The 11,931-nt window shown below is 66.4% G+C and carries 6 protein-coding genes; 3 read left to right on the forward strand and 3 right to left on the reverse strand.

Translation table 11 applies throughout. The annotated features are described in order from the left end of the window. Positions 1-152: 152 nt before the first annotated feature. Both L3V18_RS16180 and L3V18_RS16185 read left to right on the forward strand, forming a co-directional pair. Positions 153-1,172 carry a glycosylasparaginase gene (locus tag L3V18_RS16180; RefSeq protein WP_237056294.1) on the forward strand — a complete coding sequence of 340 codons (1,020 nt, stop codon included), beginning with the start codon at positions 153-155 and terminating at the stop codon, positions 1,170-1,172. Continuing rightward, entirely contained in the window at positions 1,169-1,918 is a 750-nt protein-coding gene (locus L3V18_RS16185) for a copper homeostasis protein CutC (RefSeq protein ID WP_237056296.1), read from the forward strand. Before L3V18_RS16180 ends, L3V18_RS16185 begins: the two co-directional genes overlap by 4 nt. Here the strand turns inward: L3V18_RS16185 and L3V18_RS16190 are convergent. From L3V18_RS16190 to L3V18_RS16200, 3 genes are all read right to left on the reverse strand, one after another. After that, positions 1,910-4,636, reverse strand: a complete 2,727-nt coding sequence (locus L3V18_RS16190) for a beta-mannosidase (protein ID WP_237056297.1) — start codon at positions 4,634-4,636, stop codon at positions 1,910-1,912. The two genes, L3V18_RS16185 and L3V18_RS16190, sit on opposite strands and share 9 nt — an antisense overlap. Continuing rightward, a complete protein-coding gene (locus L3V18_RS16195) occupies positions 4,633-6,153 on the reverse strand; it encodes a tryptophan halogenase family protein (RefSeq protein ID WP_343226351.1) in 1,521 nt (506 codons plus the stop codon). Before L3V18_RS16195 ends, L3V18_RS16190 begins: the two co-directional genes overlap by 4 nt. Positions 6,154-6,232: 79 nt before the next feature. Further along, on the reverse strand, positions 6,233-9,313 hold the full coding sequence (locus L3V18_RS16200) for a TonB-dependent receptor (protein ID WP_237056298.1): 3,081 nt from the start codon (positions 9,311-9,313) through the stop codon (positions 6,233-6,235). A 452-nt stretch (positions 9,314-9,765) separates the two neighbouring features. Here L3V18_RS16200 and L3V18_RS19305 point away from each other — a divergent pair, with 452 nt between their 5' ends. Next, positions 9,766-11,745 carry a galactose-binding domain-containing protein gene (locus tag L3V18_RS19305; protein ID WP_305068987.1) on the forward strand — a complete coding sequence of 660 codons (1,980 nt, stop codon included), beginning with the start codon at positions 9,766-9,768 and terminating at the stop codon, positions 11,743-11,745. Positions 11,746-11,931: the final 186 nt, after the last annotated feature.

Raw genomic sequence — 11,931 nt, forward strand, 5'->3', positions numbered from 1 at the left:
TGATGCGCGAGTCGCCGCAGCTCGCCGAGCGGATCGTCGCACGCTGGATCGGCGGTGCCGCACGTTACGCGTCGGCCTGAGCAGGCGCAGGAATCCGCTCTGGATCGATAGAATGGCAGGCCGAAAAGCCACTCGACCAAGGATGCTCCCGCATGACCAGTCGTCGCCGATTCCTGCAGGCCGCCGCGTTGGGTGCTGGCGCCGCCGCTCTGCCGCTGGGTCATCTGGGCGCCGCCGCGCCGACGGCGGTGGGTGGCGCGAGGGTGGTCTCGACCTGGGACTTCGGTGTTGGCGCCAATGCGGCCGCCTGGCGCGTGCTCGGCGCAGGCGGTTCGGCGCTGGATGCGGTCGAGGCCGGCGCGCGCTGGGCCGAGTCCGATCTGTGCAATCCGACCGTCGGCCGCTGCGGCAATCCCGATCGCGACGGCGTGCTGACCCTGGACGCCAGCATCATGGACGGCGATGGCCGCTGCGGCGCGGTCGCCGCGCTCGAGGACATCGCCCATCCGGTTTCGGTCGCCCGTGCGGTGATGGAAAAGACGCCGCACGTGATGCTGGTCGGCGCCGGCGCCCAACAGTTTGCGGTCGCGCAGGGCTTCGAGAAGACGCCGCTACTGACCGACGAGGCGCGCCAAGCCTGGCGCGAATGGCTCGAGACGTCGGAGTACAACCCGCAGATCAACGCCGAGCGGATGCAACGCCCCGGCGACAAGAGCAATCACGACACCCTCGGCATCCTCGCCCTTGATGCCGGCGGCAAGCTGGCTGGCGCCTGCACCACCAGCGGGATGGCCTGGAAGATGCATGGGCGGGTCGGCGACAGCCCGATCGTCGGTGCTGGTCTGTATGTCGACAACGAAGTCGGCGCCGCGACCGCATCCGGTGTCGGCGAGGAGATGATCCGCAACGCCGCGAGTTTCCTTGTGGTCGAGCTGATGCGCCAGGGTCGCTCGCCGGCGGACGCCTGCCGGGAGGCGATCGAACGGGTATTGCGCAAACGGCCGGAGGCCAGCCGCCAACTGCAGGTCTGCTTCCTGGCACTGAGCCGCGACGGCGAGGTCGGCGCGTTCGCGCTGCACGAAGGTTTCGTCTATGCCGTCCACGATGGCGGTGCCGGGCCGCATGATCGCCTGCGCGACGCAGGTTCGATCTACGAGGCGCAGCAGACGTGACCGCCACCGCCCTCCGGGACTCGCCATCGTTGGAGATCGCCGCGAACTCGCTGGCTTCTGCGCTGGCGGCACAGGCCGGCGGCGCCGACCGCATCGAACTGTGCGAGAACCTCGGCGACGGCGGCTGCACGCCGTCCTACGGCACGATCGCGGCGGCGCGCGACCGGTTGCGGATTCCGCTGTATGTGCTGATCCGTCCGCGCGGCGGCGATTTTCTCTACGACGCCGGCGAATGCGAGGCGATGTGCCGCGATATCGAGGCTTGTGTCCGTCTCGGTTGCGACGGCGTGGTGATCGGTGCGCTGGATGCCGATGGTGACGTCGATCGGATGGCATGTCGCGAGCTGGTCACCGTGGCTGGCCCGCTTGGAGTGACGTTCCATCGCGCGCTGGACGTTGCCCGTGATCCGTCCGCCGCCCTGGAGGCCGCGATCGACCTCGGCTGCGAACGGGTGCTGACCTCGGGTGCGAAAGCGTCCGCGCCGGAAGGGGCGGAGACCATCGCCGCACTCGTGCGACAGGCGGCGGGACGGATCAGGGTGATGGCGGGTGCGGGCGTCGATCCCGGAAACATCGCGCTGCTGCGCGAACGCAGCGGCGCCGATGAGTTCCATGCCTCCGCCGGGGCGCTGCGACGGTCGGCAATGCGCCACCGCACGCACCTGCCCGGCCTGACGCCGGACTGGCGGCAGAGCGACCGCGATACGGTCGCGGCATTGCGCGACGCGCTGCGCGCGTCAGCGTGACGGCGGCGGGACCGCGTCCGCCAGCGAGCGCATGGACAGCGCGGTGCGCAGTTCGTCCAGGCTTGCTTTGGACTGCAGCCTGACTCTCACGGTCTCGCCCGGCAGCAGGGTCAGTGCGTTGTCGGTCAGCTTGGCATCAAGGTCTCCGAAGTCGATCCATACCGCACGTGCGATCCGTGCGCTGCGCAGCTCGAGCAGGTAATCGTCGCCGTCGCGGGTCAGCGTTGCCCGCAGATCGGGATTCCCCCAGTCGATGTCCCTCGCGGCGCTGAACCAGACCACGCGACGCGACGGCGGCTCGCCTTCGACCTTCAGGTCGAAGGCCGCGGCGGTCGCCGTGGGACTGGCGTCGCCGAGCAGCCCGCCGTCGGTGTACCGTGCGGCTTCGATCGACGACAGCGGCGGCAGGATCACGATGCGTCGTTCGTCGCGCAACACGTCGCCATCCATGCCGATGACCCGCACGCGCAGTTCGCCCTGCGATTCGCGGGTGCGGTCGGAAACCAGGTGCACGCGGGTTTCGCCATCCTTGCGTAGCGCGGCAACGGCGACCGGGGCGAAGAAGCGGCGGGCATGGAACTGCAGCGCCTTCCAGCGTCCGAACCAGTCGATGCCCGACCACGAGGCGCCGGGCCACACATCATTGAGCTGCCAGTACAGCGTGCCCATGGTGTACGGGCGGCTCGCGCGGTGATGCAGCGCCGCCAGTTCGATGGCCTCTGCCTGGGTGACCTGGCTCAGATAGATGAAGTCGCCGAAGTCCTCGGGTTCGCCGAATTCCATGCGTACGTAGTGCATCAGTCGTTCGTTGCCCTTGCCGGCGAGGAACTTCTGGTGCGCCTCGATCACGGGCGTGTCGATTCCCTGTTCGCTGCGCTTGGCGAAATAGTCGACCGTGCGCTGCACCGGCCACGCCTGCAGGCCGTACTCGGACATGAAGCGGGGCGTGATGTCGAGATACTTGATCGGCGGATGCGCGGGGTTGCCCCACACCTCCCAGTAGTGCATGTCGCCGGCGGCGGGCGTGTTCGCAACCTCGGCCAGGTCGTTGCTCGGCGAACTCGGCCAGTACCCGATGCCGCCGCCTTCCTCTGCGACGACCTTGCGCAGGTCGCGTCCGAACAACTGCACGTAGCCATCCCATACCTTCTGTGCGAACGCCGGCGCGCGCGCCTTCAGGGCTTGGCCGTAGTCGCCGCCGCCCCAGTACTTCCACGCGATCTCTTCCTCGTTGTTGCCGCACCAGAGCACGATGCTGGGATGATCGCGCAGGCGACGCACCTGATCGCGTGCCTCGGCGACCACGTTGGCGCGGAATGCGTCGTCGTAGGCGGGCTGCATGCCGCCGCCGAACATGAAATCCTGCCACACCATCAGTCCGAGCTCGTCGGCGATATCGTAGAACGTGTCGCTCTCATAGTAGCCACCACCCCAGCCGCGGATCATGTTCATGTTGGCGTCCACCGCGGATTGCAGCACGTGGCGCAACTGCGCATCGGTCACGCGCGGCTGGAACATGTCGAACGGGATGAAATTGGCCCCTTTGGCGAACACCGGAGTGCCGTTGACGACGAAGGCGAAGCTTTCTCCTTCGTCGTCGCGTTCGCGGCGCAGCTCGACGCTACGCAGTCCGGTGCGCTCGCTGGCACCGGCCACTGTCTTCGGACCTTCGCGGACTTCCACGTCGAAGCGGTACAGCGGCTGCGCGCCATAGCCGACCGGGAACCAGCGTTGCGGCTCGTCGATGCTCAACGGTACGGTCACCGTGTTCATACCGGCAGTCACGTCGACGCGTTGTCTTGCCACTTGCCTGCGCCTGCCGTCGGGCGCGCTCTGCCACAGGCGCAGCTCGTAGTCGCTTGCGCGGGCGGCATCGAGGTCGACCTGCACGCTCAGCTCGGCACGTTCGGCGGTGACCTTCTCCTGGCGGATGTGCAGATCGTCGATGCGGACCTCGTTCCAGCTCTGCAACTTCACCGGTCGCCACACGCCCGCGGTGACGTAGCGCGGACCCCAGTCCCAGCCGTAGTGGTAGCCCGGCTTGCGCACGAAGTTGGCGGTCATCGCGTCGCGCGGTTCGTCGCCGTAGGGCGAGGGATAGTTGCCGGCGATCTTGTGCGGCATCGCCTGTACGTGCGGCAACATGCGGTTGATCGGCGAGCGCAGCACCACGCGCAACTCGTTGCCGCCGTCCTGCAACTTGCCCTGTACCGGCACCCGCCAGGTGCGGAAGAAGTTGTCGGCATCGAGGATCCTCTCGCCGTTGAGATAGACCTCGGCGAAGGTGTCCAGGCCCTCGAACACCAGATCGCTGCGTGCGGCGCCCAGCGCGTCGGCGGGTACGTCGAATCCGGTCCGGTATTCCCAGTCGGCCAGGCCGATCCATTGCAGCCCGGCCTCGGATGCGCCGACGTAGGGATCGGGGATCAGGCCGTGGGCGAGCAGGTCGGTGTGGACCGTGCCGGGCACGGTCGCGGCGCGCCATGCGGCGGTCTCGGGATGCGCCCGTGCCTGGGGACTGGCGGGCAGCTGGCGGAACTGCCAGTCGCGATCGAGGACGACTTCTTCCGGCGAAGCGGCGATGGCCGTGGTGGCGGCCAGGGCGAGGGCGAGCCCGGCGAGCAGGCATCGGACAAGCCGGTGCGCGCCCGATCGACGCGGGGCGAGGCGGCGCGGGGCAGGCGATGCGCGCCCGGAAGCATGGAACGGGTCGGTCATGGATTCGGCGCCTTGCAGTACTGGTCGATGAAATCCTGGTGGCTGGGCATCGCGCCGACGCAGTTGGCGATCACCTGGCGCACGCGCTCGACGTGCCTGACCAGGTCGTCCTCGGGCATCTCGTCGACGATCGGGTGGTAGCCGCGTGGCACGATGCGCTGGCCGAGCATCACCTGTACCCAGCTCGGCAGCGCGAAGAAGTCCTCGCCATTGCGGAAGTAGCGGCCGTCGCTGCGGAACAGGTCGATGGCCTCGCGCAAGGTGTCCGGGATCGACATCGTGCGGCAGTAGTCCCAGAACGGAGTGTCGTCACGCTCAGTCGCGTTGTAGTGCAGGATCAGGAAGTCGCGGGTACGCTCGTATTCGAACGCGGACTCGCGGTTGAAACGTTCGGCCAGCAGCGGGTCGAAATCGCGGCTGGGGAACAGGCCAAGCAGACGGCCGAGGCCGGACTGGACCAGGTAGATGCTGGTCGACTCCAGCGGCTCCAGGAAGCCGCTGGCCAGGCCCAGCGCGACCACGTTCCTGTTCCAGAGCTTCCTGCGCATGCCGGTGGTGAAGCGCAGCGGGCGTGGGTCCGCGAGCGGCTTGCCGTCGAGGTTCGCCAGCAGGGTCGAGGCCGCCTCGTCGTCGCCGAGATGGCTGCTCGAGTAGACGTAGCCGTTGCCGACGCGGTGCTGCAGCGGGATGCGCCACTGCCAGCCCGCCTTCAGCGCGGTCGACCGCGTGTAGGGTGTCGGCGGAGCGACGACTTCGCAGGGTACGGCCATCGCCCTGTCGCAAGGCAGCCAGTGGGTCCAGTCGACGTAGCCGGTCTTCAATGCCTGCTCGATCAGCAGGCCACGGAAGCCCGAGCAGTCGATGAACAGCTCGCCCTCGATGCGTTCGCCGCTTTCCATCACGACCGCTTCGATGAATCCGTCTTCCGCGCGCTGGACCACGTCGACGATCCTGCCTTCAGTGCGCTTCACGCCGCGCCTTTCCGAAAGAGTGCGCAGGAAGCGCGCGTACAGGCCGGCATCGAAGTGGTAGGCGTAGGCGATGTCGGACAGCGGCGAATCCGCAGGCGCATTGCCCGGGCTGACCATGAACCTGTCCTGCGGCGCGGCCACGGTCTGCAGCGAGTAGGCGCCGATGTCGGCCGCGCGTCCGGCGAGGAACAGCTTCAGCCAGAACTGGTGGAACGGCAGTGGGCCGATGCCCTGGCCGATCCTGCCGAAGCCGTGGATGTAGCTGTCGCCAAGGCGGCCCCAGTTCCTGAACTCGATGCCGAGCTTGAACGTGCCGCGGGTATGGGTGACGAAGTCGACCTCCTTGATCCCCAGCATCTCGCTGTTGAAGGTCTTCATGTGGGGGACGCTGGCCTCGCCCACGCCGACGATGCCGATCTCCTCGGATTCGACCAGGCGGATGGAGGCGCCCTTTCCCAGGTAGGTGGCCAGCGTTGCCGCGGCCATCCAGCCGGCGCTGCCGCCGCCTACGACGACCACGTTCCTGATCCGGTTGTCGCTGCTCACTGCATACCCCATAGAAAGAGACCGGCAGACGCCGGCCGACGGTACCCCCTCGTGCCGCCGGGCACGAGGGGGCGGGGGGTCAGAACTTGTAGGTCAGGCCGAGGTATGCGACGCGGCCAGCGTAGCCGTTGGAGTAGAAGCGGTCCTTGGTGTCGTTGCCCAGATGGGAGCGCGTCTCCTCCTTGGTCAGGTTCAGCACCGAAGCGCTCAGGCTCAGCGCCGGGGTGATGTTGTACGCAGCGTTCAGGTCGATCTGCTGGTACGGCTCCTGGTAGACGTTCAAGCCGTTCACCAACCCTTGCACCACCTCGCCGCGACGGTTGTACGAAGCGCGCAGCAAGAGCTTGTCGTTCTCGTAGAACACGGTGAAGTTGGTCTGGTTCTTCGCGCTGCCCACCAGCGGGGACTCGCCGAGCTTGGTGCCGTCCTCGAGGACGATGGCCGCTTCGTTGGTGTCGTTGTAGGTGTAGTTGAACTGGAAGCCCAGGCCGAGATCCAGCGTGTGCTGGGCATACAGCTCGACGCCCTGCGAAACACCATCGCGGCCACCGGCATCGGTCCGATAGTTCTGCACCGTCACGGTCTCGCCGTTGACGACCATGTCCACGTCGTTCACGACCGGCACCGCGAAGTTGCTGACGTTCTTGCGGAACAGGCCCAGGCCCAGGACCGAACCCGGCTGGAAGTACCATTCCACGCCCAGGTCGTACTGTTCGGCTTCGTATGGCTCCAGCCTCTTGTTGCTGCCGCTGCCGTACCAGCCCTGCTCGCTCGCGCCACCGGTCAGGCGGCGATCGTTGATGTACTCGGGACTGAAGTACTCCAGGCTGCCCGGACTGGCGATGGCACCGTAGCTCGGGCGCGAGATCACCTTGGAGGCGGCGGCGCGCAGCACCAGGTCGTAGGTCAGCTCGTAGGCCAGGTTGAAGCTCGGCAGCACGTCCGTGTAAGTGCGGTCGAGCGCGGCGACCTCGTAGGTTTCGGTTCGCGCCAGGCTGTCCGAGAGCCTCCAGTACCCCTCGCTGCCGCAGTAGGTGTCGGCGGGCGCGCCGCCCGGCGCGGGGTCGTTCTGCTGACAGGCCAGCGGATTGCCGTCGGCGCCGTCGTAGAAGTAGTCGTTGTAGGAGGTGACCTTGTCGGTCGAGTCGGCATGCTGCTCGGTGCTGGCGAAGCGCAGGCCAATGTTGCCGCGCAGCCGATCGGTGCGGAAGTTGGCTTGCAGGTAGGCCGAGTAGATCGTTTCGTCGACGTTGTAGACGAAGTTCGGCTCCTCGCGGGTCTGCTGCGCGCCGTAGGTGCTGTTCAGATAGGCGATGTAGGCCGGGAAGTTGATCGCCGGGTAGGCGCTGGCATTGATGCCGCCCGCGAGGTTGCCCAACGAATACAGGAAGTCCGGCGAGAACTGGGTGGCGAGGTCGTTGCAGCGACCGTTCCAGTAGCGGTTGTCGTAGTCGCCCGGATCGGTGCCCGGGCACACCCAGTAGCTGTTGCCGGTGCTGCGGTGGATACCGCCCTCCCGGCCCTTGATGCCGAACTGGATCGAATCCAGGAAGTCGCTGTCGAAGCGCCAGGTGGTGTCGACCTGGGCGTACTTCTGCTCGTCGCTGTTGCGGGTCCAGGACGAACCGGTCGAGCCGAGATCGACCTGCAGGATGCCGTCCCGCAGGTTCTGCATCAGTTCCGGCGAGAAGGTCATGGTCGGCGTGCCGGTCAGGTCCCACGAACTGGCGTAGTTGCCGTTGGTCCAGCTGCCGTCCGCATTCTGGCGGCGGGGCTTGATCGGCAGCGAGAACTGGAGTTCCGGACCGCCCTTGGCCCAGGTGCGGCCGACCTTGAAGGAGACGTCGAAGTCCTCGCCGCGCCACTCGCCGCCGAAATCGAAGCTCTGCGAGCGGGACTTCTCGATGTTGTAGCTGCCGGTGATCTGTGGCGTCGGCACGGTGCAGTCGTCCGGACCCCAACCGCCCGGAGCCATGCCGGCTGCGGCGGCTTCGTCCTCGCTGCAGTAGTACGCCTTGTCCGGATGCAGGCTGTAGTCCGCGCCGGTGACGATGGTGCCGCTGGGGTCGAAGGTCAGGCCGTCGAGCAGGCGGCCGCCGGGCCAGTTGCCGTCGCCGTGATAGCGGGCGATGTTCCACTCCGGAACTTTCAGCGTGTTGGTCTGCGAGTCCTGCGACAGGTCGAAACGGAAGTAGTTCGCGGTCAGTGTCAGGTTGTCGGTCGGCCTGAACTGCAAGGTCAGCTGGCCACCCTTGCGCTCGCGCTCTTCTTCGAGCACGTCCAGGTTGACCGAGGTCGGCATCATGAAGCCGGTGTAGTAGTTGCCGTTCTGGTCGTGGAAGCCCGTACCGCCCCACCAGTTCGAATTGAAATCGGAGGGCCGACCGTTGACGTCGACCGCGGTGCCGCCTTCATCGCGACCGTACCACTGCCAGTTTTCGGTGCTGGCGCCCATGGTGCGCGTAGTGCGCTTCTGCTGGGTGTAGCCGACGAAGACGCCGAAGCGGTCCTCCGCGTCGTGCCACGAATACGAGCCCGAGAACTGGCCGTCGGTCTTATCGGTGGTGTCGGCACGGGTGCCTTCGACGGAAACGAAACCGGTATTCGATTCCATGTCCAGCGGACGGCGGGTGTGCAGGATCACGGTGCCGCCGACGCCGCCTTCGTCGATGCGCGCTTCCGGCGTCTTGAACAGCTCGGCGCCGGACAGCATGTTCGACGGCAGCAGCATGTAGTTGAACGAACGGGTCGGGTCGCCGTTGGATTCGGCCGTGGCGATGTAGTTGCCGTTCAACTGGGTCAGGGTCAGATCCGGGCGCAGACCACGGACACTGACGCTCTTGCCTTCGCCGCCGTCGCGGCTGACGACCACGCCCGGCACGCGCTGCAGCGCGTCGGCCACGTTCTTGTCGGGAAACTTGCCCACGTCCTCGGCGGTGATGACCTCGACGATCGCGTTGGCGTTGCGCTTCTGCTCCAGGCTTTCCTCGATCGCGTAGCGGTAGCCGGTGACGACGACCGCATCGAGGTCGGTGGCCGCGTCGGGTGCAGCGGATTCCGCCGTCTCCTGGGCGAACGCGCGGGTTGGAACTGCCGTGGCCGCGGTCAGGGCGATGGCTATGGCCGCGGACAGCGAGCTCCGGATATACGAATGTGACATCTCAATCTCCCTCTCCAGGTTGAGTGGCCTCGGACGATCGGAATTTATATCGATCTAATTTGAGGGCGGCATCGGTACCCACGAGGCACCCCCTGTGCCTGCCGGCTGCCGGTATCCATGGGACGGATACTCGACCGGCACCCTTCTCCGGGCCTGAACGGTTGGATCGATCCAATGCGTCGCGGCGGTAGATGTAACACAGGGCGGGGGGACATGCATGTTGCTCTGCAATATGAGGCGAGGGGCCCCGCGGCGGAGCCACCAGGGCCGGATCCGCACTGCGTGGGGGCGTTTGATCGCGGGCGAGGAGGGCGCGTATAAGGAATTTGCATCGATTCAAAGTCGTCCGAATTTGGATCGATGCAAATCGCCTGCTTCCGCTGCCATGGCGATGTGCCGTAGCCAGGAGGAGCGGGAAGGCCTTCGAGCAACCCGACAGGGAGGAGAGACCAATGTTTGACCGTAACCGGTTGGTGCGTGGTGCATGGTTGGCCGTGGTGCTGATGGGTCTGGGGTTCACTTCGCCACATGCGTCCGCGGATTCGGCGATCTACGGCGGCGGCCCGTTCTACAGCGGTGGACAGGCCGTGATGGACGATCTGCGTGCATCGGGCTTCACCACGGTGATCCTCTTCGCCGTGCATGTGCACGCCAATGGCGACCTGCACTACAACAATGTGCCGATCATTTCCGACGGCATCTATATCGGCGATCCGGACTGGCCCTCGCGCCTGGCCACACTGAAGCAGGCGCCGACCTCGATCACCCGCATAGAAGCCTCGGTCGGCGGATGGGGCACCGGCGATTTCGACAACATCAGGGACCTGATCGCCGCGGAGGGTACTGGTCCGGACAGCGTGCTGTACCGCAATTTCCAGACGCTGAAGCAGATCACCGGGGCCGATGCGATCGACTTCGACGACGAGACCACCTACGACCTCGATTCATCCACCCTGTTCGGCGAGATGCTCTGGGAGCTCGGTTACTCGATCACTCTGGCTCCGTATACCAACATGAGCCATTGGCAGAGCCTGGCGAACAATCTGTCGGGCAAGGTCGACGGCATCCATCTGCAGGTCTACGCCGGCGGCGCCGGCAACGATCCGACGACCTGGTCGAACGCCCTTGGCATGGCTGTCGATCCCGGGGTGTGGTCGAAGCATGGGACAGGCTGCACGTCGGGCGACAGCCCGGCGTCGGTGCAGAGCCGGATGGCCAGCTGGAAGACCTCGGCCGGCATCGTCGGCGGCTTCATCTGGTTGTACGACGATATCCAGGCGTGCTGGTCGCAGGGCACCACCGCCGATTACGCTGCCGCGATCAATACCGCCGTTGGCGGCAACTCGCCGCCGCAAGCCAGCTTCGGGACCAGTGTCAGTGGCCTGACCGCATCCTTCACCGATACCTCCAGCGACAGCGACGGCAACATTGTTTCGCGCTACTGGGAATTCGGCGATGGTGCCTCGTCCACCTCGTCGGCGCCCAGCCATGCCTATGCGACGGCAGGCAGCTATACGGTCAGACTCACCGTCACCGACGACGACGGCGCCAGCTCCAGCCGCACCGACACCGTCGTGGTCGGATCGGCCAACCTGGCGTTGAACAGGCCCGCGACCGGCTCGACCGCATGCAACGCCAGCGAAGGACCGGAGCGGGCGGTCAACGGCAGTGTTTCGGGCGGCAACGGCGACAAGTTCTGCACGTTGGCCGCGTCGAAGTGGCTGCAGGTGGATCTGGGATCGTCGCAGGCGATCGGCCGATTCGTGATCAGACATGCCGGCGCCGGCGGCGAATCGACCGACTGGAATACCCGCGCGTACACCATCCGGGTATCGGGCGACGGTTCGACATGGACCACGGTGGCCTCGGTGAACGACAACACCGCCAGCATCACCAGCCACGACATTGCGTCGGTGACGGCGCGCCATGTCAGGCTCGATATCGTCACGCCTGCGCAGGACGGCAACCCGGCAGCGCGGATCTACGAGTTCGAGGTCCATGCGGCGGCGGGCGACGTCAACCTGGCGCTGCAGCAGCCGGCAACGGGCTCGAACGCCTGCGGTTCGGCCGAAGGTCCGGCCAAGGCGGTCAACGGCAGCGTCTCCGGCGGCAACAGCGACAAGTTCTGCACCCTGGCCGCCACGAAGTGGCTGCAGGTGGACCTGGGCGCGTCGCGGAGCATCAAGCGTTTCGTGCTCAGGCATGCCGGCGCCGGCGGCGAATCGACGGGTTGGAATACTCGGGCCTACGGCATCGGGGTGTCGGGCGATGGCGCGACCTGGGCTCCGGTCGTCGAGATGAACGACAACACCGCCAGCGTCACCAGCCACGACATATTGCCGGTCAGCGGGCGCTACGTGAGGCTCGACATCGTCACGCCGACGCAGAACGGAGATCCGGCGGCGCGGATCTACGAGTTCGAGGTCTACTGACCGGGGTGAGGGGGGCTGGCCGGCGGAGGCGGGGGGTATCCGGGCAGCAGGGAGGGGCGACTCCGGGCGAGCCGGGCGTCCAGTTCATGCTGCAGTGCAGAATGCATGATCCGATCATCTGTGTTTGATTTGGATCGATCCAGTTGGGCAGGGGTGTGGCATTTGGCCTCTACCGGACCTGGATTT

The organism is Marilutibacter chinensis, from assembly GCF_021725675.1.
Taxonomy (GTDB): Bacteria; Pseudomonadota; Gammaproteobacteria; order Xanthomonadales; family Xanthomonadaceae; genus Marilutibacter; species Marilutibacter chinensis.

What these genes read in the sequence shown, in the direction of transcription:
- L3V18_RS16190 (WP_237056297.1), bottom strand. Translation starts at nt 4,636, where the DNA reads ATGACCGACCCGTTCCATGCTTCCGGGCGCGCATCGCCTGCCCCGCGC.
- L3V18_RS16180 (WP_237056294.1), top strand. Translation starts at nt 153, where the DNA reads ATGACCAGTCGTCGCCGATTCCTGCAGGCCGCCGCGTTGGGTGCTGGC.
- L3V18_RS19305 (WP_305068987.1), top strand. Translation starts at nt 9,766, where the DNA reads ATGTTTGACCGTAACCGGTTGGTGCGTGGTGCATGGTTGGCCGTGGTG.
- L3V18_RS16200 (WP_237056298.1), bottom strand. Translation starts at nt 9,313, where the DNA reads ATGTCACATTCGTATATCCGGAGCTCGCTGTCCGCGGCCATAGCCATC.